Below are 22295 nucleotides of genomic sequence, written 5' to 3'. Positions count from 1 at the left end.
ACCGGCCGTCGAACTGCGCGGCATCACCAAGCGCTTCCCCGGTGTCGTGGCCAACCACGACATCAACCTCACCGTCCGCACCGGCACCGTGCACGCCCTGATGGGCGAGAACGGCGCCGGCAAGTCGACGCTGATGAAGATCCTCTACGGCATGCAGAAGCCGGACGAGGGCACCATCGCGATCAACGGCGAGCAGTGCGAGTTCAACACCCCCGGCGACGCCATCTCCCGCGGCATCGGCATGGTGCACCAGCACTTCATGCTGGCCGACAACCTCACGGTGCTGGAGAACGTCGTCCTCGGCGGCGAGAAGATCCACGGCATCGGCGCCAAGGCGAAGGCGAAGATCAAGGAGATCTCCGACCAGTACGGCCTGGGCGTGCGCCCGGACGCCCTGGTGGAGGACCTCGGCGTCGCGGACCGCCAGCGCGTCGAGATCCTCAAGGTGCTGTACCGCGGCGCCAAGATCCTGATCCTCGACGAGCCCACGGCCGTGCTGGTCCCGCAGGAGGTCGACGCGCTGTTCGACAACCTGCGCGAGCTCAAGTCCGAGGGCGTCACCGTCATCTTCATCTCGCACAAGCTGCACGAGGTGCTGGCGGTGGCCGACGCGATCAGTGTCATCCGGCGCGGCACCACGGTCGGCGACGCCGACCCGAAGGCCGTCACCGCCCGCCAGCTCGCCGAGATGATGGTCGGCGCCGAGCTGCCCTCCCCGGAGAGCCGCGAGTCGACCGTCACCACGGCCGAGATGCTCGACGTCAAGGACCTGCGGATCGCCAAGACCGACGCCGAGGGCATCGAGCGCGTCGTCCTGGACGACATCTCGCTGCGCATCCACAAGGGCGAGATCCTCGGCATCGCGGGTGTCGAGGGCAACGGTCAGGCCGAGCTGGTCGAGGCCATCATGGGCATGCTGCCGCTGGACGGCGGCACCGTCACCCTGGACGGCAAGGACCTCTCCGGCACCCTCACCCGGTCCCGTCGCGAGGCCGGCATCGGCTACATCCCCGAGGACCGCCACAAGCACGGCCTGCTGCTGGAGGCCCCGCTCTGGGAGAACCGCATCCTCGGGCACGTCACCGAGGAGCCCAACTCCAAGGGCGTGCTGCTCGACCCGTCCGCCGCCCGGGTGGACACCCGCCGGATCGTCGAGCAGTACGACGTCCGCACGCCCGGCATCGAGGTCACCGCGGCCTCGCTCTCCGGCGGCAACCAGCAGAAGCTGATCATCGGCCGCGAGATGAGCCACCAGCCCAAGCTGCTGATCGCCGCCCACCCCACCCGCGGTGTGGACGTCGGTGCGCAGGCCCAGATCTGGGAGCACATCCGGGTCGCCCAGCGGGAGGGCCTGGCCGTCCTGCTGATCTCCGCCGACCTGGACGAGCTGATCGGCCTCTCCGACACCATCCGGGTCATCTACCGCGGCCGCCTGGTCGCCGACGCCGACCCGGCCACCGTGACCGCCGAGGACCTGGGCACCGCGATGACCGGTGCGGCCAGCGGCCACATCGAGTCCGAGCCGGAGGCGCTCGCCGAGGCGCACGCCGTCGCCGCCGAGGGCACCGAGGCCGAGGACACCCCGGCCGACGGCACCGACCCGTCCGACACCGCCGACGACCCGCAGGCGGGGGAGTAACCACATGACCAGTCCCAACCCCGCCGCCAAGCGCAGTCTGGCGCAGCGGATCAGCGTTGAGCGGATCGTGCTCGCACTGGCGGCGCCGGTGCTCGCGGTCGTGCTCTCCGTCGCGATCTGCTCCGTCCTGCTGGCGACCTCGGGCAAGAACCCGTTCGACGCGTGGAACGTGATGATCACGTACGCCACCAAGTCGGACGGTCAGGTGGCCATCCTCAACCGGTCCACCACGTACTACCTGGCCGCCGCGGCCGCCGCGTTCGGGTTCCGGATGAACCTGTTCAACATCGGCGTCGAGGGCCAGTACAAGGTCGCGGCGCTGTTCGCGGCGTACGTCGGCGCGCAGGTCGACCTGCCGGCCTTCATCCAGATCCCTCTGCTGCTGGTCACCGCCATGCTGGTCGGCGGCCTGTACGCGAGCATCGCCGGTCTGCTGAAGGTCTACCGCGGCGTCAGCGAGGTCATCTCGACCATCATGCTGAACTCGATCGCGATCGCGATCGTGGGTCTGCTGCTGGCCCCGGGCATCTTCGCGCCGAAGGTGAGCGGCACCAGCAACTCGATCCAGACCGACCCGATCTCGCAGTCCAGCCACTTCTTCGGCATCGAGACGGCCGGCGGCGTCCTCTGGGGCTTCGTCTTCATCGCGGCCCTGGTCGGCGTGGCCTTCCAGTTCACCCTTTCCCGCACCCGCTTCGGCTTCGACCTGCGCGCCACCGGCCGCTCGGAGAGCGCGGCGACGGCGTCCGGCGTGAACGTCAAGAAGATGGTGATCACCTCGATGGTGGTCTCCGGCGCGATCGCCGGTCTGATCGGCATGCCGGAGCTGCTGCAGAACTCGTTCAACTACGGGCAGAGCTTCCAGCCCGGCCTCGGCTTCCTCGGCATCTCGATCGCCCTGCTGGGCCGGAACAGCCCGATCGGCATGGTCTTCGCGGCCCTGCTGTTCGCCTTCCTGGACGCCACCGGTTCCCAGCTGCCGCTGCAGGGCGGCTTCCCGTCCGAGATCGTCGCGGTCATGCAGGGCACCATCGTCATCTGCGTCGTCGTCGCGTACGAGCTGGTGCGCCGCTACGGCCTGAAGCGCCAGCAGCAGAAGGTCGGCGCCGAGCTCGCCGCCCAGCTCGCGGCCACTGAGAAGAAGGAGGTGTCCGCGTGAGTACGGCCACTGCCGCTCGTCCGAAGGCGCCGGGCGCGCCTGCGAAGAAGCGCAAGCTGTCCTGGCCGGTCGTCCTGCTCCTGATCGCGGGCGCCCTGGTGCTGTTCTCCGCCGTGGGCATGGCCACCGGCAACCACTCGCTGACCTCCTCCGGTCAGGTCACCGCCGCGCTCAGCGCCGCCGTGCCGATCGGCATGGCCGGTCTCGGCGGTCTCTGGTCCGAGCGGGCCGGTGTGGTCAACATCGGTCTCGAAGGCATGATGGTCGCCGGCACCTTCTGCGGTGCCTGGGCCGGTTACCTGGTCAACCCGTGGGTCGGCCTGCTGGCCGGCATGCTCGGCGGCGCGCTCGGCGGTCTGCTGCACGCGATCATCACCGTCACCTTCGGCGTCGACCACATCGTCTCCGGCGTCGGCATCAACCTGCTGATCCCCGGCATCTGCGCGTACGTCAACCGGATCTACTACAAGGACTACATCTCGGCCGGTGCCGGGGCGAACCAGTCCCCGCCGGCGGATCCGCTGCCGTACATCACCATTCCGGGGCTGTCCTCGGGCCTGAGGAGCATCGAGAACCACCACTGGTTCTTCGTCTCGGACGTCGCCGGCGTGCTCGGCGGCCTGGTCACCAACATCTCGGTGGTCGTGCTGCTGGCCGGCGCGCTGATCGTGGTCAGCTACTTCGCGCTCTGGCGCACGGTGTTCGGCCTGCGGCTGCGCTCCTGCGGTGAGAACCCGACCGCAGCCGAGTCGCTGGGCGTCAACGTCTACAAGTACAAGTACCTGGCGGTCATCGCCTCCGGCGCCTTCGCGGGCCTCGGCGGTGCGTACCTCTCGCTGGTCGCCGCGCACTTCTACAAGGACGGCCAGACCCTGGGCCGCGGCTTCATCGGCCTCGCCGCGATGATCTTCGGCAACTGGATGCCCGGCGGTCTCGCCATGGGCGCCGGTCTGTTCGGCTTCACCGACAGCCTCCAGCTGCGCGACCCGGGGTCGGTGCACGTGCTGATCCTGATCGTCGGCATCGCGATGATCCTGCTCGCCCTGTGGCAGCTTTACCGGCGCAAGTACACCGCGACGGTGATCTACTTCGTCGTCGCCGGCGGCCTGATCGCCTGGTACTCGCTCACCGACCAGGTGCAGCGTCCGCTGATCGTCGCCACGCCGTACCTGATCACCCTGATCGTGCTCTCGCTGGCCTCGCAGCGGCTGCGGATGCCGAAGGCGGACGGTCAGATCTACCGCAAGGGCGAGGGCAAGTGACCGCCCCCACGCCTTCCGCGATCGACTGGGAGCGGCTGCGCGAGGCGGCGCGCGAGGCGATGGGCCACGCGTACGCCCCGTACAGCAAGTTCCCGGTCGGCGCGGCCGCGCTGGTGGACGACGGGCGGGTGGTCACCGGCTGCAACGTCGAGAACGCCTCGTACGGGCTCGGGCTGTGCGCCGAGTGCGGGCTGGTGTCCGCGCTGCACGCCACCGGCGGCGGGCGGCTGACCGCGTTCACCTGCGTGGACGGCGCCGGCGAGCTGCTGATGCCGTGCGGTCGCTGCCGCCAGCTGCTGTACGAGCACGGCGGACCGGAGCTGCTGGTCGACCTGGCCTCGGGCGTGAAGCCGATGAGCGAGGTCCTGCCCGACGCGTTCGGGCCGGAGCGGCTCTAGCATCGCCGTTTGTTACGCGCGTAGAGTGTCGCGAGTGGGCCGTAACCCGGTCATCTCGCGGCACTCTACGCATTTGACGCTTTAGAACCCTTCTTGGAGCACGCATGGACGCCATCTCCGTCATCAGGACCAAGCGCGACCGCGGAGAGCTGAGCGACGCTCAGATCGACTGGGTCATCGACGCCTACACCCGCGGCGAGGTCGCCGACGAGCAGATGTCCGCCCTGGCCATGGCGATCCTGCTGAACGGCATGCAGCCGCGCGAGATCAGCCGCTGGACCGACGCCATGATCCGCTCCGGCGTGCGGATGGACTTCTCCTCGCTGCCGCTGCCCACCAGCGACAAGCACTCCACCGGCGGCGTCGGCGACAAGATCACCCTCCCGCTCGCTCCGCTGGTCGCCGCCTGCGGCGCCGCCGTCCCGCAGCTCTCCGGCCGCGGCCTCGGCCACACCGGCGGCACCCTGGACAAGCTGGAGTCCATCCCCGGCTGGCGCGCCCTGCTCTCCAACGAGGAGATGATGAACGTGCTCCGCGGCGCGGGTGCGGTCATCTGCGCGGCCGGCGACGGCCTCGCGCCCGCCGACAAGAAGCTGTACGCGCTGCGCGACGTCACCGGCACCGTGGAGGCGATCCCGCTGATCGCCTCCTCGATCATGTCCAAGAAGATCGCCGAAGGCACCGGCGCGCTGGTCCTCGACGTCAAGGTCGGCTCCGGCGCGTTCATGAAGAACCTGGCCGACGCCCGCGAGCTCGCCCGCACCATGGTGGGCCTGGGCACCACCGCCGGGGTCAACACCGTCGCCCTGCTCACCGACATGTCCACCCCGCTCGGCCTCACCGCGGGCAACGCGCTGGAGGTCCGGGAGTCCGTCGAGGTCCTGGCGGGCGGCGGCCCGGCCGACGTCGTGGAGCTCACCCTCGCGCTCGCCCGCGAAATGCTCGCCGCGGCCGGCGTGCACGGCAAGGACCCGGCCGACGCACTGCGCGACGGCTCCGCGATGGACCACTGGCGCCGCATGATTGTCGCCCAGGGCGGCGACGTGGACGCCCCGCTTCCGGTCGCCCGCGAGCAGCACGTCATCCCCGCGCCCGCCTCCGGCGTGCTCACCGAGCTCGACGCCTACGCCGTCGGCGTCTGCGCCTGGCGCCTGGGTGCCGGCCGCGCCCGCAAGGAGGACCCGGTCCAGGCCGGCGCCGGCGTCGAGATGCACGCCAAGCCCGGCGACACCGTCGTGGCCGGCCAGCCCCTGCTGACCCTCCACACCGACACGCCCGAGCGCTACGACTACGCCATCGAGGCCCTGACCGGTGGCATCGAGGTCTCCCCGGCGGGCACGGCGTTCACCCCGAACCCCATCGTGCTCGACCGCATCGCCTGAGCGATGTGAGGGCTGCTCACGTACGCCGGGTCAGGCGTACGTGAGCAGCCCGGTGGTGTCGAGGGTCCAGGGGCCGACGGCGATCTTGTCGCCGAAGACGAACTTCTCGCGGGACTCGTAGCCCAGCTCGGAATGCACGATGCCGGTGCCGGTGCGGGGATCGACGATCAGGTAGAACGGGATACCCATGGCCGAGTAGTCGCGGACCTTGTTGTGGTAGTCGTTCTCGGGATTGGAGGCGGACACGATCTCCACCACGAGTACTACCTCGTGCGGGAGAACCGCTCGCTGCTCGCCCTCCAAGGTCGCCTCGGGGAAGACCATCAGATCCGGGTTGCGCAGCTGACCGAGTCCGGCGTCCTGCAAGTCCGCACCGTGGTAAGCGATGTGACCCGGGTGAGTGGACGGCAGCTGGGCGTTGAGCTGTCGGGCGATGCGCAGCACGGCGAGCTCGTGGCGCTTCACCGGCGACATCATCATGACGATATGACCGTCGGCGATCTCAATCTTCCCTATCCCCGGCACCTTCGGCAGCTGATCCGCGATCTCAAGCAGCCTGGTGTACTCAGCAGGATCGATGCTCATGTCCCGGAGTCTATCGGCGGAGGCTGTCAAGCGTCCGCGACCGTTCGTCTCGTGATGTGCGCCTGGTGGGTCGCGTAGAGGGTGACGGCGGCGGCGAGGGTCATGGCGGTGAGGCCGACGGTGGCGGCGCCGGGCCAGCCGGTGGCGTGGTAGGCGTCGGCGCCGAGGGTGCCGCCGAGGCTGTTGCCGAGGTAGTAGGCGATCAGGTAGAGGGCGGAGGCCTGGGCGCGGCCCTCGGTGGCGGTGCGGCCGACCGCCGAGGAGGCGGTGGCGTGGCCGGCGAAGAAGCCGGCGGTGATCAGGACCAGGCCGAGCAGGGCGCAGGCCAGGGACTCGGCGAGGGAGAGCAGCAGGCCGGCCGCGGTCACGCCGACGGAGACGTAGAGGGCGCCGCGGCGGCCGAGGCGGGCGGAGAGGCGTCCGGCCGCGGCGGAGGTGCCGGTGCCGACCAGGTAGACCACGAAGATCGAGGCGGCGATCGACTCCGGCAGGTGGAACGGCGCGGAGATCAGCCGGTAGCCGATGGTGTTGTAGACCGCGCCGAACACGGCCATGAACAGCATCCCGAGTGCGTACAGCCGGACCAGCAGCGGGTCGCGCAGGTGCCGTCCGACGGTGCGGGCGAGCGCGCGGGCGTCCACCGGGGCGGGGGTGAAGTGCCGGGCGGCGGGGATCAGCAGCCGGAAGACGAGCGTGGCGAGCAGCGCGAGGGCGGCGGAGGCGGCGAGGCCCCAGCGCCAGCCGAGGGCGGCGGCGGTCCAGCCGGAGAGCAGTCGGCCGCCCATGCCGCCGATGCTGTTGCCGGCCACGTACAGGCCCATCGCGGAGGCCAGGGCGCTGGGGTGGACCTCCTCGGCGAGGTAGGCCATGGCGGTGGCCGGCAGCCCGGCGAGGGCGGCGCCCTGGAGGATCCGCAGGGCGACGAGGGTGGTGAGGTCCGGCGCGAAGGGCAGCGCGAGGGCGAGGACGGAGGCGGCGAGGGTGGAGGCCGTCATCACCCTGGTGCGGCCGTACCTGTCGGAGAGGGCGCTCGCCGGGAGCAGGCCGAGGGCGAGTCCGAGGGTGGCGGCGGAGGCCGTCCAGCTGGCCTGGCCGGGGGTGAGGTCGAGGTCGGCCGAGAGGATCGGCAGCAGGCCCTGGGTGGAGTAGAGCAGGACGAAGGTTGCGACTCCGGCGGCGAACAGGGCGAGGTTGGCGCGGCGGAAGGCGCGCTGGCCGGGGCGGTGGCGGTCGTCCGCGGTGAGGCGGGTGGGGGCGGCGGCGGGGGCATCCGGGGAGGTGACGGATGCCCTGGTATCGGCGGGCTGCATGACATCGACCGTAGGCCCGTTGTCGTTGATGCGTCCAATGCATGAAGCAGGGATGATCGATGCACTGGCGTATGAGTCGAGGTGGTGGCGGGATGGCGGGTTCGGAGTCGGTGGACGGCGGGGAGCGGTACCGGGCGGCCGAGTTGGGGCCGGAGGAGCCGGCCGTCCTGCTGGCGCCCCGGCTGGCGCAGTTCGCGGCGGTGGCCCGGCTGGAGCACGTGACGCAGGCGGCCGGGCTGCTCGGGGTGCCGCAGCCGACGCTGTCGCGCGCGGTGGCCCGGCTGGAGGAGGAGCTGGGGGTGGAGCTGCTGGCCCGTCAGGGCCGTACGGTCCGGCTGACCAGGGCGGGCCGGCTGCTGCTGGCCTCGGTGGAGCGGGCGCTGGCCGAGGTCGAGCGCGGCGCGCAGGCGGCCCGGGCGGAGGCGGACCCGGAGGTGGGGCTGGTGGCCTTCGGCTTCCTGCACACGATGGGGCCGGACGCGGTGCCGGCGCTGCTGCGCGGCTTCCGCGCGGCGCACCCGCGGGTGCGCTTCCAGCTGGTGCAGGACTACGGCGCGGCGATGCTGGAGCGGCTGCGGGCCGGCGAGCTGGACCTGTGCCTGGTGGCGCCGCTGCCGGACGACCCGGCGTTCGCCGCCCGCCCGCTGGACGAGCAGCGACTGCACCTGGTCGTCCCGGCGGACCACCGGCTGGCCGGGCGGCGGCGGATCCGGCTGGCGGAGGTGGCCGAGGAACCGTTCGTCGGGCTGGAGCAGGGGTACGGGCTGCGGGCGATCACGGACGGCTTCTGCGCGGAGGCGGGGTTCGTCCCCCGGTTGGCCTTCGAGGGGGAGGAGGCGGAGACGCTGCGCGGGCTGGTGGCGGCCGGGCTGGGGGTGGCGCTGCTGCCGCCGGCCCTGGTGCCCCGGCCCGGGGTGGTGGAGCTGGAGGTGACGGCGCCGCGCACCCGGCGGGCGGTCGGGCTGGCCTGGGCGGCGGGGCGGCCGCTGACCCCGCCGGCGGAGGCGTTCCGGGACTTCGTGCTGTCCCGGCGCGGTCGGCTGCTCCAGCACGACTGAGGTCGTCGGCGGGGTGTTCCACGGTGGTCGGCGCCCCTGCGGAACGGCGCGCGCTTTTGGCGGATCGTATGGACCGGTCGGTGGAATTCCGGGGGGAGTTTGGACCATCCGGTGGTGTTCCCGGTGGTGGGTCTACGCGCGTAGGGGCTATATTTCCGCAATGGAAAAGCAGATCCCCGTCACCACCGCGGGCACGGGCCCGCGCATCCCCACCGCCGACCAAATCCGCCGCGCGCCGAAGGTCCTCCTGCACGACCACCTGGACGGCGGGCTGCGCCCGGAGACCGTGGTCGAGCTGGCCGCCGCCGTCGGCTACCAGGGACTCCCCACCACCGACCCCAAGGAACTCGGCGAGTGGTTCCGTGAGGCCGCCGACTCCGGCTCGCTGGTCCGCTACCTGGAGACCTTCGCGCACACCTGTGCCGTGATGCAGACCCGCGAGGGCCTGATCAAGGTCGCCGCCGACTGCGCCGAGGACCTGGCCGCCGACGGTGTCGTGTACGCGGAGGTCCGGTACGCCCCCGAGCAGCACCTGGAGGCCGGCCTGACCCTGGACGAGGTCGTCGAGGCCGTCCAGGAGGGCTTCCGCCTCGGCGAGGCCAACGCCCGCGAGGCCGGGCACCGGATCCGGATCGGCACGCTGATCACCGCGATGCGGCACGCCGCCCGCTCGCAGGAGATCGCGGAGCTGGCCAACCGCCACCGGGACCAGGGCGTCGTCGGCTTCGACATCGCGGGCGCCGAGGCCGGCTACCCCCCCACCCGCCACCAGGCCGCCTTCGACTACCTCAAGGGCGAGAACAACCACTTCACCATCCACGCGGGCGAGGCCTTCGGCCTGCCGTCGATCTGGGAGGCCCTGCAGTGCTGCGGCGCCGACCGGCTCGGCCACGGCGTGCGGATCGTCGACGACATCACGGTGGGCGAGGACGGCTCGGTCGAGCTCGGCCGACTGGCCGCGTACGTGCGCGACAAGCGCATCCCGCTGGAGATGTGCCCGACCTCCAACCTCCAGACCGGCGCCGCCACTTCGTACGCCGAGCACCCGATCGGGCTGCTCAGCCGGCTGAAGTTCCGGGTCACCGTGAACACCGACAACCGGCTGATGAGCGGCACCAGCATGAGCCAGGAGTTCGGGCACGTGGTGGAGGCCTTCGGCTACACGCTGGGGGACCTGGAGTGGTTCACCGTGAACGCCATGAAGTCCGCGTTCCTGCCGTTCGACGAGCGACTGGCGATGATCAGCGACGTGATCAAGCCGGGCTACGCCGAGCTGAAGTCGGAGTGGCTGTTCAGCGGGGGCGCCGGCGGCAACTGAGCCGCGGGGCGAACGCGTTTCCGGCCGTCGGATGAAAGACCGGTTCTGGCAAGGATTTGCCGTTCATCCGACTACTCACTCGAGTGAGTGAACGCCCTTTGGTTCTCGCGCGACCGGCTCACTACGGTGTGCCAGTCATTGCCGATCAGGTGCGGTGGCGGCCACCCGGCCGCCGAACCCGCGCCGCGTCGTCGGCCACCGACGAGGACCCAAGGGGACGAACCATGAAGCAGGCTCTCAAGGCCGCCGGCACCGCGGCGCTCGGCATCGCCATCGCGGCGGTCGGCGCCGGCACCGCCTCCGCCGACGCCGCCCCGGCGCCCGGCGGCCTCGGGCTGCCCACCGGCGCGGTGACGAACCCCGCGGTGACCGGGGCGGTCACCGACACCGCCGCCAAGCTGCCCGGTGGCGACAAGGTCACCGGCACGCTGGGCACCCTCGCCCCGACCGCCGGCCACGCCGCCCCGGCCGCGGAGGCCCCGCTCGCCGGCGTCACCCAGCAGCGCGCCGCCGTCCCGACCGTCCCGGGTCTCGACAAGACCCCCGTCGGCGGGCTGACCGGCGCCCTGCCCGGCCTGCCGGGCCTCGGCGGCTGATCCGAGCCGCCGGCACGACGACGGGCCGCCCGCCCCCGGGATCACCGGGGACGGGCGGCCCGTCGTCGTCTTCACACCGCCCGGTCTCACGGCTCCTGGGGGAGGAGCAGCCAGAGGGCGAGGTAGAGCAGGAACTGAGGGCCGGGCAGCAGGCAGGAGAGCAGGAAGATCAGCCGGACGGTCCACGGGGTCAGCCCGAAGCGGGCGGCGATCCCGGCGCAGACGCCGGCGATCACACGGTTGTGGCGAGGACGGGCAAGGCGAGCGCTCATGCTCCCACCTCGCTGCGCTCGGCAGGGGCCTTCGCCCCTGCGCACCTCTTGATGGTTCGCTCGCTTTGCTTGCTCATGATGGTCTCCTGATCTGCTCCGCACGGTGGCGGCCCGGTCCGGTCGGTCCGGCGGGCATACGTCCATACTCCGCCGCCGCGGCCCCGAAGTCCTCAGCCCGCCAGGTGATTCCGCACCCCGACGGGTCACCGGGGAGACGTAGTCGGATGTCGGGGTCGTCCTCAGGGTGACCCTGAGGATGGCCGACCGTTCCGAAGCCCCTCACCCTCCCGTCACGGGCGCGTGGAAACGGCTCGGTATGATGCCGCAGTCGCTGGTGGTCGGGGAGCGGAACATCGGCGCGCCATCGCTAGGAAATGGCCTCTCACGCAAGCGATTTCACGTTCTGTTGGGCTCTGTCCGAATTCTCTCGTGGGGTTGAAATTGCGCACTCGGCATCGCAGATTCCTGGCCGCGACCGCCGTCGTCACGCTGGCTTCGGGTGCGGCTGCCGTCGAGGCCCCGACCGTCCTCGCCGCCTCGGTGGTCGTCGCGGCCGCCCAGGGCGCCGAGGCCCAGTCCTCACCGGTCACGGCGACCCTTTCGGGCCTGCCCGGCACCGTCAAGGCGGGCGGCGCGCCGGTGGAGTTCACCGCGACGCTCAAGAACACCGCCGACCACCAGATGGACGTGCCCCTGGCCACCTTCGTCATCGGGGACACCGGTACCGGCACCAAGCAGAGCCAGTTCACGCTGGAGTACCAGGCGCCCGGCGGCACACAGTGGCAGGACGCCAGGGCGGACACCGCGAGCGTCGGCGCCGTCTGGGAGCTCAACCAGCCCGCCGTGCCGCACCTGGCGGCGGGCGCCGAGGCCGTCTACCGGCTGCGGCTCACCGTCGCCGCCGACGCCCCGGCCGGCCGGGTAACGCCGGGCTTCACCGCCGTCGTCTCCGACCCCGCCCTGCCGCCGGAGCAGCGCATCTCCCAGGCGATGAGCGGCTACTCGGGCCTGGTCATCGCCCCGTCCGTCACGCCGACCACCCCGGCGCCCACGCCGGCCGCCACGGCGGACGCCAGGCTCGACGGGGTGCCCGCCGCGTTCAGGGCGGGCGGCGAGGCGAAGCCGTTCAAGCTGGTCTTCACCAACAACAGCGGCAAGGACCTCCGCCTGCTGCCCGCGATCGTGTTCCAGGGGGCGACCGAACTCCCCTCCGAGACCGTCATATTCGAGTTCCGGACGGCCGACGGCAGATGGCTGGAGGGCACCCCCGGCGGCAACTCGGAGCACCCGGGCTGGCTCTACCTGGGGCTGCGGACCGGCGACAGGAACGCCGATGTCATCGCCCTGGCGAAGGGCGAGAGCCGCACGATCGACGTCCGGCTGTCCTTCACCAAGGACGCCCCGGTCGGAGCCCAGTCCCTGGCGGCCCTCGCGGGCAGCCTGCCCGGTGCGGGCGAGAACGGGGCCGAGGCGTCCAGCCCGAAGGCCGGCATCACCATCGAGGCCCCGGCGGGCGCCACCGCCACGCCGACCCCCAGCTCCCCGGCCACCCCGACACCGACCGCGACCCGGCCGGCCACCGCCCCGGTCGTCCCGGTCGTCCCGATCACGCAGGCCACCAGCGAGGCGCCGAGTCCGGCGGCGGGCGGCTCGCCGGTGGTCGCCGTCGCGGCCCCGGCCGCGGACGCCGGACTGGCCTCCACCGGTGGCGGCACCCGAACGAAGCCGATGGCGATCACCGGTGCGGTCGCGATCGCCCTCGGGCTGGGCACGCTGGTCGTGGCGCGCCGCCGCAGGAAGGCGTAGCGCGCCACCGGGCGCCGACCCCGGACACGGACCCCGACAGGCCGGAAGGCCCGTCCGTCATCCGCTGCGGAGCGGGGACGGGCGGGCCTTCCGGCGTTCGTACGGCGGGTGCGGACCCGGTCAGCCGGCCGGCTGCTGCGGCGGCTGCGGCTGGGCCGGCGGCGCGGGCTGCGCGTACGGGTTGTCCGCCACCGGCTGCGGCGGGACACCCGGCTGGTACGGCGCGGCGGCCGGCGGCGCGGCCTGGTGCGCGGCCGGCGGGACGGGAGCCCCGCCCTGCGGCGGCACGGGCGCGCCCGGCTGCGGGGCGTTCGGGTTGTACGGCGCGTTGGGGTTGTACGGCGCCTGCGGGGCGTTCGGGTTGTACGGCGCCTGGGGCGCGTTGGGGTTGAACGCGGCGGCGGCCTGCGCGGCCGCCTGCTGCTTGGCATTGCTGCGCTCGGTGATCGCCTTCACCGAGTAGACGATCATCGCGACCGGCAGGATGAAGACCTTGAAGAAGATGTAGTACGTGCCGCCCTCGAAGACGAACACGAGGTAGTAGGCGTACCCCAGGAATCCGAGGCCGATGAGGACGTTGAGGACGCGCAGACCGGTCTTCAGACCGCCGGCGACGGCCCCGAGGCCGACCATGATGACGCCGCTGAGCGCCAGCAGGACGGCGTACCAGGAGAACAGCGGCTCAGCGCCGAAGTCGAGATTGTTCAAGGGGGGTTTCCTGTGGGAGGGAAGAATCAACGGCTGAACCGTTTGGGGACGAGAGCGCACAGTACTGGAGGCGGCTGACATTCGTCGTCGCCTTTGCATCACGGTGTCGTTGCGCTCTTCCGGAACGGCAATTGACGAGGTGGGAAATGACTGATTATGAGGTGCTGCGGGTCTTTTGCGGGCCCGGTGGGGGGTACGGGAACGCGCTCGGCGTCGTGCGCGACGGCGCCGCCGTGCCGGAGCGGGCGGACCGGCAGGAGATCGCTCGCGAACTCGGCTTCAGCGAGACGGTGTTCGTCGACGACCCGGAGCGCGGGGAGATCGACATCTACACGCCGACGCTGCGCCTGCCCTTCGCCGGCCACCCGTGCGTGGGCGCCGCCTGGGTGCTCGGGGTGGACCGGCTGGTCACGGCCGCCGGCGTGGTGGGCGTCCGGCGCGAGGGCGGGCTGACCCGGATCGAGGCCCGGCCGGAGTGGGCCCCGCCGCGGACGCTGCGGCAGTACGGCTCGGCGGCCGAGGTGGAGGCGCTGGAGGTGCCGCCGCCGGGGGAGTGGATCTACGCCTGGGCCTGGCAGGACGAGGCGGCCGGCACCGTCCGGGCGCGGGCCTTCCCCGGGCGGGGTGACGGGATCGACGAGGACGAGGCGACCGGCGCGGCCGCCCTGCTGCTGACCGCGCGGCTCGGCCGGGCGCTGACCGTCACCCAGGGCCGGGGCTCGCAGCTGATGACCGGGCCGCGCCCGGGCGGGCTGATCGAGGTCGGCGGCCGGGTGGTGCCGGCGCCGGCTCAGCGGGCGGGCGGCGTCGGCTCCGCGTAGGCGCGCGGGCGGGCGGCGGGCGCGACGGCCGCCACCCGGCCGACGGCGGCGGCCGGGACGGTCACCGGTGGGACGGCCAGGACGGGCACCCGGGGCGCCCGCGGCCGCCGTTCCCGCAGCAGGTGCCGCAGGCCGGGGACCAGCGCGAGGTGGACGGCGGCCACGCCGATCACGGCGAACAGGATGTGGTCCACGTTGAGGACGTGCCCGGGCGTCCAGGAGGAGAGGAACTCCAGCCCGGTCGCCAGCAGCGCGGAGGCGCCGGTGGTGCGCAGGAAGGAGGGCAGCCAGGGGGCCCGGAGGCGGCCGCCGGCCAGCGGCAGCAGGACGCCGAGCGGGGCCAGCAGCAGGAGTTCGCCGACCACCTGCCAGGCGGTGGAGGACCGGAGCGAGGCCAGCGGGGTCAGGTTGGCGTCGTACACCCAGGCCACCGGCAGCGGTCTCAGCACCAGCCAGAGCACCAGTGCCAGGTGGCAGGCGAGGCCCGCCAGCCCGGTCTGCCGGAGGGATCGGTGGACGGCCGCCGCCGGCCTGCTCTCGGTCCCCGCGCCGGAACGCTCGTCGCGTGTCCTGGTGCCATCTCGCTGCACGGGGGGAAGGACGTGAGCCGGTGGCACGGCGGTTCCACGCCGGGCGTGAACATTCCCGAACACGCCCCCGGCACTCCCTGCTACTTACACGGAGCGGCCGTCGGCACCGCGCTGAACACGTTGTCCGGGGGCGGGCTGCCCGGCACCACCGGCGTGGGCGACGGGCTCGGGCTCGCGGCGCCCTTGGAGGCACCGCGGGCCGGGGTCACGGCCGGCGCGGGGCCGGGCGGGGTGACCAGCGCGGTCGGTATGTGCGGGGTGGTCGGGCAGGCCGTGCGGCTGGCCGGGGCGCCGCCGTCGACCGGTACGGCGGTCGGCCGGATACCGCAGCCGGAGGCCAGTGCGAGCAGGAGCAGTACGCCGGCGGTACGGCGCAGGGTGGTACGGGCGGGGGCGGTCACGTGGCGTCCTTGTCCTCTACGGCGTCGCGGGCGGGGCCGCGCTCGGCCTCCCCCGCGGACGGCGGAGGCGGCGGTGTCAGCGGCAGTGTCAGGGTGAACACCGCGCCGACCTCCCCGTTCGCCGCCGTGATCGTCCCCCCGTGTATCTGCGCGTTGGCCATCGCGATCGACAGCCCCAGGCCGCTGCCCTCCGAGCGGGCCCGCCCCCGGTCGGCCTTGTAGAACCGGTCGAAGACGTGCGGCAGCACGTCCTCCGGGATGCCCGGGCCGCTGTCGGAGACCTCGACCACGACCGAGTCCGCGGCCTGCCGGACCCTGACCCGCACCGGTGAGCCGCCGTGCTTGAGCGCGTTGCCGATCAGGTTGGCGAAGACCACGTCGAGCCGGCGCGGGTCGACCACGGCCAGGATGCCGCGCGGGGCGTCCACCTCGACCGCGTCGTACCAGGCCCGTCCGTCGATGCAGGACATGATCAGGTCGGCGATGTCCACCTCGTCGGCGACCAGCCTGGCGGTGCCCGCGTCGAAGCGGGTCACCTCCATCAGGTTCTCCACCAGGTCGGACAGCCGCCGGGTCTCGCTGACCACGAGCCGGACGGCCGGCTCGATCATCGGGTCCAGCGACTCGGCCTCGTCCTCCAGGATGTCGGTGACGGCGGTCATCGCGGTCAGCGGGGTGCGCAGTTCGTGCGACATGTCGGCGACGAACCGCCGGCTCTGCGCCTCGCGCGCGCTCAGCTCCTCGACCTGCTCGTGCAGCGACTCCGCGGCCCGGTTGAACGTCCTTGCCAGGTCGGCGAGTTCGTCCGAGCCCTCGACTTCGAGCCGGGTGTCCAGGTGCCCCTGGCCGAGGCGCCGGGCGGCGTCGCCGAGCCGCTTGACCGGCCGCAGCACGGTGGCCGAGGCGGCCTGGGCGAGCAGCGCCGAGCCGATCAGCGCGAGCAGGGTGGCGATGGCCAGCGACCAGCCCAGCGTGTTGAGGTCGGCCCGTTCGTTCTCCAGCGACTTGAACATGTACGCCGTCGGGCCGCCCGGCACCACCTTGGTGCCGCCGATCACGAACGGTCGGCCGTCCAGGTTCTGCCGCTGCCAGTACAGGTGGTACGGGTACGGGTTGCTCTCGGTGACCTCGCGGGGCTTGGCGACGGTGGACTGCAGCGCGGTCGGCACGTCGGCCAGCGTGAAGTGCGCGGGATCGGAGGACGTCGAGGGGCACTCCGGGTGCGTCGGATCGACCACCACGACGTCGTAACTCAGGCCGGAGCTGGCCACGTTGGACGCCAGTTCGGCCAGCTCCGGGCAGCCGGCGTTCAGCGGCAGCTCGGAGACGTTGCGGCTGAGCGAGACCCGGAAGTCGTTCAGCGCGGTGTCCTGGGCGCGCTTGAGCACCGCGTCGCGGTTCAGCCAGTACGCGATGCCGGAGGCCGAGACGGCGGCGAGCAGCGCGACCGCCGCGAACACCGCGATCAGTCGCACCCGTAGGGAGCGCAGCCGGCGCCACCGGCCCGCCGGGAAGCGCCGGGCAGTCGTCTGATGGTCAGTCACAGGAGCCTGTCGTGGGTACGGGAGTTCAGGAGTCGGACGGGCGCCGGTTCGGGCCGGCCGGTCAGGCCGGAGGGTCCAGCCGGTAGCCCACCCCGCGCACGGTGCGGATCAGCGTCGGCGCGGACGGCACGTCCTCGACCTTGGCCCGCAGCCGCTGCACACAGGCGTCCACCAGGCGCGAGTCGCCGAGGTAGTCGTGCTCCCAGACCAGCCGCAGCAGCTGCTGGCGGGAGAGCGCCTGCCCGGGGCGGCGGCTGAGTTCCAGCAGCAGCCGCAGCTCGGTCGGGGTGAGCTGGAGGTCCAGTCCGTCCTTGGTGACGGTCATGGCCGCCCGGTCGATCACCACGCTGCCGTACGCGGAGGAGTCCGAGCTCTCCCGTTCGCCGCGGCGCAGCACCGCCCGGATCCGCGCATCCAGCACGCGCGGCTGCACCGGTTTCACCACGTAGTCGTCGGCGCCGGACTCCAGGCCCACCACCACGTCGATGTCGTCCGAACGGGCGGTCAGCAGGATGATCGGCAGCTGGTCGGTGCGCCGGATCCGGCGGCACACCTCGAAGCCGTCGATTCCGGGCAGCATCACGTCCAGCACGATGAGGTCGGGCCGCTGCTCCTTGAAGAGCCTCAGACCGTCCTCGCCGGAGGCGGCGGTGGCCACGCGGTGGCCCTGGCGGGTGAGGGCGAGTTCGAGGCCGGTCCGGATGGCGTCGTCGTCCTCGATCAGTAGGAGGAAAGGCACGGCCCCATTTTGGCCCACCCGCAGCCCCGAATCACCCCCCGGATCACTCACGGCCCGTTCGGGAACCGGAAGGACCGCCACCGGCGTCCGGTACGGAGGGAGGCGGACCGGGACGAAAGGCCCCCGCCTGTGACACCCCTGTGACAGTCGGCGGACAGCGCCATCACAACCGGCGGGCAGGATTTTCCATGTCGCCGCAGGACAGCGGGCCGCAAGGCCGGCTGAAAGGCGGCAACCGGAACCGCTCGTACCGAACCAAGGGGGCGCACGATGAACGCCATGCTTCAGACCCGGACCAACCCGGCTGTACGCACCGCGCGTTCGTCAGCGACCACCCACCGGACCCGGTACGAGGTCAGGACCGACGAGAACTCCGGCGCCGTGACCGTACGGGGGTGCGCGCACAGCACCGGTGGAAACCCTGGCGCCCGTCGGGTGAGCGGCGGCGGCAGGACGGGGGAGCTGTACGGAATCGGCCGACTGGGGAGTGCGGTCGACTCCGCCAACACCCTCACGCTGCGGGGGATCCTCCCCGTCCGCGTCGAGGGCACGGACGCCCCCGGGGGGAACCGGGGGACCGGGGGGAACGGTCTGCGGACGGTCGGTTCGGGGGAACCGTCCGGTCGCGAGGCCGCCGGTGCGACGCTGCTGCGGCTGAACCCCGCCGCGGCCCGCACCACCGAGGCCGGGCAGGGAGGCGCGCAGGGGGAGCACTCGGCCGCCGCGGAGGACCACATCACGGAGTTCACCGCGTACGTGCGCGAGCGCCGCGCTTCCCTGTACGCCACGGCCTACCACCTGACCGGTGACCGCTACGAGGCCGAGGACCTGCTGCAGAGCGCGCTCTTCAGCACCTACCGGGCCTGGGGCCGGATCACCGACAAGGCCGCGGTCGGGGGTTACCTCCGCCGCACCATGACCAACCTGCACATCTCCGCCTGGCGGCGCCGCAAGGTCAACGAGTACCCGACCGAGGAGCTGCCGGAGACGGCCGGCGACACCGACGCGATGGGCGGCACCGAGCTGCGCACCGTGCTCTGGCAGGCGCTGGCGAAGCTGCCGGAGAACCAGCGGACCATGCTGGTGCTGCGGTACTACGAGGGCAAGACCGACCCGGAGATCGCCGACGTGCTGGGGATCAGCGTCGGCACGGTCAAGAGCAGCATCTGGCGCGCCCTGCGCCGGCTGCGCGACGACGAGCACCTGAACAAGTCGGGCGACACCGTCCGGGCGTTCGGCGAGCTGGTCGCGTAACGAAGGACTCCCGTCGGGGGACGGGAAGCGAACGGTCACGGTCCGGGGACAGCGGCTCGGGGGAGCATGTCCGTGGGGGAGCCCGAGGACCGTTCGGGAAGGCGACGGGCCCGGTGCGGGGGAGACGCACCGGGCCCGTCGTTTTCTGCTGTCCGCACCCGTTCCGGCGGCTCCGGCGGTTCAGGGCCGCTGTGGGCCGCTGTGGGCCGGCTCAGGCCGCGGAGAGCTCCGCCGGCCGGGCCGCGGCGCGGATCCGCCGCTCGGCCTCCGGCCCCGCGCACGCGTACGAGCCGAGCGTGACCTGCCGCCCGACGATGGACCGCTCGGCCCGCATCAGCCGGAAGCCCCGGCGCAGCAGCACCGGCAGCGACTTGCGGCCCTCCCGGACATCCCGGCGCAGCCGGCGCCAGGCCGTGGTGAGCGCGCCGTTGCGCAGGCACAGGGCGTCGCCGAGCAGGCCCTCCTCGGCGCACTCGGCGGTGATCTCGGCGGCGAAGATGCCCTCCGCGATGAACGCGCAGGCGCCGTCCAGCTCCAGGGCGTGGGTGCCGACCCGGCCGTTGTCCGGGATCGAGTACACCGGGACGTCCGTGCGGCCGTGCTCGTGCAGGGCGCGGATGGCGGCGACGGCCTGGTCGCGGTGCCAGGCCAGCGGGGAGTCCCAGTCGACGGCACCGTCCGGCAGCCGGGGCAGCGTGGGGTCGTCCCCGTCCTTGTAGAAGTCGTCGAGCTGGAGCACCGGCAGGCCGCTGCGCTCGGCGAGCGAGGACTTCCCCGACCCGGAGGGCCCGGAGAGCAGGATCACCCGGGCATGCGCGGCCGGTGCGGGGTTCAGGGGGGAGTCACTCACGGGACACCAGTCTGACGCATCCCGGCCCGTTGCCGAAACCGGTCGGTCCGGACTTCTGCTGTGACGGCCGGCCGCGCGGGCCGGTGTCGTACGGCGGCGGAACGCCGACGGACCCGCGCCAGGGGGGAGAGGCGCGGGTCCGTCCAATGACCGTCCGGGCCCCGGGGGGGGTAGGGCACTGGGGACGGCCAGCTTGTGGAGTTGTCACCCCGAGGGGCGAGGGTCAGATACCCATCGGGTGCCAGACCGTCTTCGTCTCGAGGAACGAGAGTAGCCGGTCGGTACCGGGCGCATTGGTCCAGTCCTGGGCGAACGGGTCCAGCTCCGGACGGACTACCCGCTTCAGGGTATCCGCGGCGGCCGCTTCCAGCGCCTGCGCCGCGCCGGGGCCGTCGGCGGCGATGGCTCCGGTGAGGTCCACCGCGTTGACGTCCTGGTGCGAGGCCAGGGTGGGCGCGATGTCCGCGGTCTTGCCTGAGATGATGTTGACCACGCCGCCCGGGACGTCCGAGGTGGCCAGCACCTCGCCCAGCGACAGCGCGGGCAGCGGGGCGTCCGCGGCGGCCGCGACCACGACCGTGTTGCCGGTGGCGATCGCCGGGGCGATCACCGAGACCAGGCCGAGCAGCGAGTGCCCGTACCCGGCCTGCGGGGCGACGATCCCGACCACGCCGGTCGGCTCCGGGGTCGACAGGTTGAAGTACGGACCGGCGACCGGGTTGGCGCCGCCCGCGATCTGGGCGACCTTGTCCGTCCAGCCCGCGTACCAGATCCAGCGGTCGATCGCGGCGTCCACCAGCGCGGCGGCCTTCTTCGGGCCGATGCCCTCGGAGAGGGCCACCTCGGCGGCGAACTGCTCGCGTCGGCCCTGCAGCATCTCGGCCACCCGGTACAGCACCTGGCCGCGGTTGTACGCGGTGGTGCCGGCCCAGCCCTTGACCGCGGCGCGGGCGGCCAGGACGGCGTCACGGGTGTCCTTGCGGGTGCCCAGCGGGGCGTTGGCGAGCCACTCGCCGGTGGAGTCGGTCACCTCGTACACCCGCCCGCTCTCGGAGCGCGGGAACTTCCCGCCGACGTACAGCTTGTAGGTCTTGAGGACGTCAAGACGCGCGAAGGTCGTGTCAGACATCGAGGTAGGCCTCCAGACCGTGGCGGCCACCCTCGCGGCCGTAGCCCGACTCCTTGTAGCCGCCGAACGGCGAGGTCGGGTCGAACTTGTTGAAGGTGTTGGCCCAGACCACGCCGGCCTTGAGCTTGTTGGCCGCCCAGAGGATGCGCGAGCCCTTCTCCGTCCAGATGCCGGCGGAGAGGCCGTACGGGGTGTTGTTGGCCTTCTCGATCGCCTCGGCGGGGGTGCGGAAGGTCAGCACCGACAGGACCGGGCCGAAGATCTCCTCCTGGGCGATCCGGTGGGCCTGGCTGACGCCCATGAACAGGGTCGGCTTGAACCAGAAGCCGGTGCCCGGGAGTTCGCAGGCCGGCGACCAGCGCTCGGCGCCCTCGGCCTCGCCGGCGTCGGTCAGCGCGGTGATCCGGGCCAGCTGCTCGGCCGAGTTGATGGCGCCGATGTCGGTGTTCTTGTCCAGCGGGTCGCCGACCCGCAGGGTGGACATCCGGCGCTTGAGGGCGTCCAGCAGCTCGTCCTGGATCGACTCCTGGACCAGCAGGCGCGAGCCCGCGCAGCAGACGTGGCCCTGGTTGAAGAAGATGCCGTTGACGATGCCCTCGACCGCCTGGTCGATCGGCGCGTCGTCGAAGACGATGTTGGCGGCCTTGCCGCCCAGCTCCAGCGAGAGCTTCTTGCGGGTGCCGGCCAGCTGCTTGGCGATCGCACGGCCGACCGGGGTGGAGCCGGTGAAGGCGACCTTGTTGACGTCCGGGTGCGCGGTGAGCGCGGCGCCGGTGCGGCCGTCGCCGGTGACGATGTTGACGACGCCCTTCGGCAGACCGGCCTGGCGGCAGATCTCGGCGAAGCGCAGCGCGGTCAGCGGGGTGGTCTCGGCCGGCTTCAGGACGACCGTGTTGCCGGTCGCCAGCGCGGGCGCGATCTTCCAGGCCAGCATCAGCAGCGGGAAGTTCCACGGGATGACCTGGCCGGCCACGCCGAGCGGCTTCGGGTTCGGGCCGTAGCCGGCGTAGTCGAGCTTGTCGGCCCAGCCCGCGTAGTAGAAGAAGTGCGCGGCGACCAGCGGCAGGTCGACGTCGCGGGTCTCGCGGATCGGCTTGCCGTTGTCGATCGACTCCAGCACGGCCAGCTCGCGGCTGCGCTCCTGGATGATCCGGGCGATCCGGAACAGGTACTTGGCGCGCTCGCTGCCCGGCAGCGCCGACCAGTCGGCGAAGGCCCTGCGGGCGGCGGCGACCGCGCGGTCCACGTCCTCGTCGGTGCCCTGGGCGAACTCGGCGAGCACCTGCTCGGTGGCCGGGTTGACCGTCTTCAGGGACTCGCTGCCGGAGGAGTCGACGAACTCGCCGCCGATGAAGTGGCCGTAGGAGGTGGCGATGTCGCCCGCGGCGGCGGGGGACTCGGGGGCCGGGGCGTAGGCGAAGAGGCCTCCGGCGGGCTTGGCCGCGGGCTCCTCGATGTTCTTCTTCTTGGCCAT

At 72.4% G+C, this 22295-nt stretch carries 21 protein-coding genes; 11 read left to right on the top strand and 10 right to left on the bottom strand.

The annotated features are described in order from the left end of the window. Window positions 1-46: 46 nt before the first annotated feature. The 5 genes from ACZ51D_RS13870 to ACZ51D_RS13850 all read left to right on the top strand — a co-directional run bounded on the left by ACZ51D_RS13870 (window position 47) and on the right by ACZ51D_RS13850 (window position 5840). Window positions 47-1639, top strand: a complete 1593-nt coding sequence (locus ACZ51D_RS13870; RefSeq protein ID WP_465662399.1) for an ABC transporter ATP-binding protein — start codon at window positions 47-49, stop codon at window positions 1637-1639. Window positions 1640-1643: 4 nt separating this feature from the next. Next, window positions 1644-2798 (top strand): ABC transporter permease, encoded by a 1155-nt coding sequence (locus tag ACZ51D_RS13865; RefSeq protein WP_465616284.1) that lies wholly within the window; start codon window positions 1644-1646, stop codon window positions 2796-2798. Next, on the top strand, window positions 2795-4060 hold the full coding sequence (locus tag ACZ51D_RS13860; RefSeq protein WP_465616286.1) for an ABC transporter permease: 1266 nt from the start codon (window positions 2795-2797) through the stop codon (window positions 4058-4060). Before ACZ51D_RS13865 ends, ACZ51D_RS13860 begins: the two co-directional genes overlap by 4 nt. Beyond that, on the top strand, window positions 4057-4458 hold the full coding sequence (locus ACZ51D_RS13855; RefSeq protein WP_360495245.1) for a cytidine deaminase: 402 nt from the start codon (window positions 4057-4059) through the stop codon (window positions 4456-4458). The genes ACZ51D_RS13860 and ACZ51D_RS13855 overlap by 4 nt, the downstream gene beginning before the upstream one ends. Window positions 4459-4562: 104 nt before the next feature. Continuing rightward, a complete protein-coding gene (locus ACZ51D_RS13850) occupies window positions 4563-5840 on the top strand; it encodes a thymidine phosphorylase (RefSeq protein WP_465662397.1) in 1278 nt (425 codons plus the stop codon). 30 nt (window positions 5841-5870) lie between these two features. Here ACZ51D_RS13850 and ACZ51D_RS13845 read toward each other — a convergent pair whose 3' ends face one another. Both ACZ51D_RS13845 and ACZ51D_RS13840 read right to left on the bottom strand, forming a co-directional pair. Continuing rightward, complete coding sequence (locus tag ACZ51D_RS13845) at window positions 5871-6425, bottom strand: Uma2 family endonuclease (RefSeq protein ID WP_465662395.1); 555 nt, start codon at window positions 6423-6425, stop codon at window positions 5871-5873. A 26-nt stretch (window positions 6426-6451) separates the two neighbouring features. Then, entirely contained in the window at window positions 6452-7735 is a 1284-nt protein-coding gene (locus ACZ51D_RS13840; protein WP_465662393.1) for an MFS transporter, read from the bottom strand. Between the two features lie 92 nt (window positions 7736-7827). Between ACZ51D_RS13840 and ACZ51D_RS13835 the strand changes: the two genes are divergently transcribed. The 3 genes from ACZ51D_RS13835 (at window position 7828) to ACZ51D_RS13825 (ending at window position 10707) form a co-directional block, all read left to right on the top strand. Then, on the top strand, window positions 7828-8793 hold the full coding sequence (locus ACZ51D_RS13835) for a LysR family transcriptional regulator (RefSeq protein WP_465616294.1): 966 nt from the start codon (window positions 7828-7830) through the stop codon (window positions 8791-8793). Window positions 8794-8953: 160 nt separating this feature from the next. Next, window positions 8954-10111, top strand: coding sequence for an adenosine deaminase (locus ACZ51D_RS13830; protein ID WP_360495258.1), 1158 nt, complete (start codon window positions 8954-8956; stop codon window positions 10109-10111). Between the two features lie 224 nt (window positions 10112-10335). Next, window positions 10336-10707 carry an ATP-binding protein gene (locus ACZ51D_RS13825; protein WP_360495261.1) on the top strand — a complete coding sequence of 124 codons (372 nt, stop codon included), beginning with the start codon at window positions 10336-10338 and terminating at the stop codon, window positions 10705-10707. Between the two features lie 86 nt (window positions 10708-10793). On the opposite strand, the gene ACZ51D_RS13820 is transcribed toward ACZ51D_RS13825, so the two are convergent. Beyond that, complete coding sequence (locus ACZ51D_RS13820) at window positions 10794-10979, bottom strand: PspC domain-containing protein (RefSeq protein WP_360495264.1); 186 nt, start codon at window positions 10977-10979, stop codon at window positions 10794-10796. A 441-nt stretch (window positions 10980-11420) separates the two neighbouring features. Between ACZ51D_RS13820 and ACZ51D_RS13815 the strand changes: the two genes are divergently transcribed. Next, a complete protein-coding gene (locus ACZ51D_RS13815) occupies window positions 11421-12785 on the top strand; it encodes a hypothetical protein (protein WP_465662391.1) in 1365 nt (454 codons plus the stop codon). A 120-nt stretch (window positions 12786-12905) separates the two neighbouring features. Here the strand turns inward: ACZ51D_RS13815 and ACZ51D_RS13810 are convergent, their stop codons facing one another. Further along, window positions 12906-13493, bottom strand: coding sequence for a hypothetical protein (locus ACZ51D_RS13810; RefSeq protein ID WP_465662389.1), 588 nt, complete (start codon window positions 13491-13493; stop codon window positions 12906-12908). Between the two features lie 146 nt (window positions 13494-13639). Between ACZ51D_RS13810 and ACZ51D_RS13805 the strand changes: the two genes are divergently transcribed. After that, a complete protein-coding gene (locus ACZ51D_RS13805) occupies window positions 13640-14314 on the top strand; it encodes a PhzF family phenazine biosynthesis protein (RefSeq protein ID WP_465662387.1) in 675 nt (224 codons plus the stop codon). On the opposite strand, the gene ACZ51D_RS13800 is transcribed toward ACZ51D_RS13805, so the two are convergent. From ACZ51D_RS13800 to ACZ51D_RS13790, 3 genes are all read right to left on the bottom strand, one after another. Continuing rightward, window positions 14284-14904, bottom strand: coding sequence for a VanZ family protein (locus ACZ51D_RS13800; RefSeq protein WP_465616303.1), 621 nt, complete (start codon window positions 14902-14904; stop codon window positions 14284-14286). The two genes, ACZ51D_RS13805 and ACZ51D_RS13800, sit on opposite strands and share 31 nt — an antisense overlap. A gap of 397 nt (window positions 14905-15301) precedes the next feature. Then, the gene (locus ACZ51D_RS13795) at window positions 15302-16849 is read right to left on the bottom strand and encodes an ATP-binding protein (protein WP_465616305.1); all 1548 of its coding nucleotides are present in this window, start codon (window positions 16847-16849) and stop codon (window positions 15302-15304) included. 61 nt (window positions 16850-16910) lie between these two features. Further along, entirely contained in the window at window positions 16911-17588 is a 678-nt protein-coding gene (locus tag ACZ51D_RS13790; protein WP_360495283.1) for a response regulator transcription factor, read from the bottom strand. A 591-nt stretch (window positions 17589-18179) separates the two neighbouring features. On the opposite strand from ACZ51D_RS13790, the gene ACZ51D_RS13785 reads away from it, so the two are divergent. Beyond that, a complete protein-coding gene (locus ACZ51D_RS13785) occupies window positions 18180-18842 on the top strand; it encodes a SigE family RNA polymerase sigma factor (protein ID WP_360265355.1) in 663 nt (220 codons plus the stop codon). 211 nt (window positions 18843-19053) lie between these two features. Here the strand turns inward: ACZ51D_RS13785 and ACZ51D_RS13780 are convergent, their stop codons facing one another. From ACZ51D_RS13780 to ACZ51D_RS13770, 3 genes are all read right to left on the bottom strand, one after another. Continuing rightward, window positions 19054-19692 (bottom strand): ATP-binding protein, encoded by a 639-nt coding sequence (locus ACZ51D_RS13780; RefSeq protein ID WP_465616307.1) that lies wholly within the window; start codon window positions 19690-19692, stop codon window positions 19054-19056. A gap of 223 nt (window positions 19693-19915) precedes the next feature. After that, a complete protein-coding gene (locus ACZ51D_RS13775; RefSeq protein WP_360495289.1) occupies window positions 19916-20821 on the bottom strand; it encodes an aldehyde dehydrogenase family protein in 906 nt (301 codons plus the stop codon). After that, on the bottom strand, window positions 20814-22295 hold the full coding sequence (locus ACZ51D_RS13770) for an aldehyde dehydrogenase family protein (RefSeq protein ID WP_465616309.1): 1482 nt from the start codon (window positions 22293-22295) through the stop codon (window positions 20814-20816). Before ACZ51D_RS13770 ends, ACZ51D_RS13775 begins: the two co-directional genes overlap by 8 nt.

This window comes from Kitasatospora sp. NPDC033851, assembly GCF_055576085.1.
The sequence above is the reverse complement of the archived record's forward strand: the minus strand, read 5'-3'. Positions and strand labels throughout refer to the sequence as shown.

Excerpts from the sequence above, each read along its gene's own strand:
- ACZ51D_RS13865 (WP_465616284.1), top strand. The coding sequence starts at position 1,644 with ATGACCAGTCCCAACCCCGCCGCCAAGCGCAGTCTGGCGCAGCGGATC.
- ACZ51D_RS13850 (WP_465662397.1), top strand. The coding sequence starts at position 4,563 with ATGGACGCCATCTCCGTCATCAGGACCAAGCGCGACCGCGGAGAGCTG.
- ACZ51D_RS13845 (WP_465662395.1), bottom strand. The coding sequence starts at position 6,425 with ATGAGCATCGATCCTGCTGAGTACACCAGGCTGCTTGAGATCGCGGAT.
- ACZ51D_RS13840 (WP_465662393.1), bottom strand. The coding sequence starts at position 7,735 with ATGCAGCCCGCCGATACCAGGGCATCCGTCACCTCCCCGGATGCCCCC.
- ACZ51D_RS13835 (WP_465616294.1), top strand. The coding sequence starts at position 7,828 with ATGGCGGGTTCGGAGTCGGTGGACGGCGGGGAGCGGTACCGGGCGGCC.
- ACZ51D_RS13830 (WP_360495258.1), top strand. The coding sequence starts at position 8,954 with ATGGAAAAGCAGATCCCCGTCACCACCGCGGGCACGGGCCCGCGCATC.
- ACZ51D_RS13825 (WP_360495261.1), top strand. The coding sequence starts at position 10,336 with ATGAAGCAGGCTCTCAAGGCCGCCGGCACCGCGGCGCTCGGCATCGCC.
- ACZ51D_RS13820 (WP_360495264.1), bottom strand. The coding sequence starts at position 10,979 with ATGAGCGCTCGCCTTGCCCGTCCTCGCCACAACCGTGTGATCGCCGGC.
- ACZ51D_RS13805 (WP_465662387.1), top strand. The coding sequence starts at position 13,640 with ATGACTGATTATGAGGTGCTGCGGGTCTTTTGCGGGCCCGGTGGGGGG.
- ACZ51D_RS13775 (WP_360495289.1), bottom strand. The coding sequence starts at position 20,821 with ATGTCTGACACGACCTTCGCGCGTCTTGACGTCCTCAAGACCTACAAG.
- ACZ51D_RS13770 (WP_465616309.1), bottom strand. The coding sequence starts at position 22,295 with ATGGCCAAGAAGAAGAACATCGAGGAGCCCGCGGCCAAGCCCGCCGGA.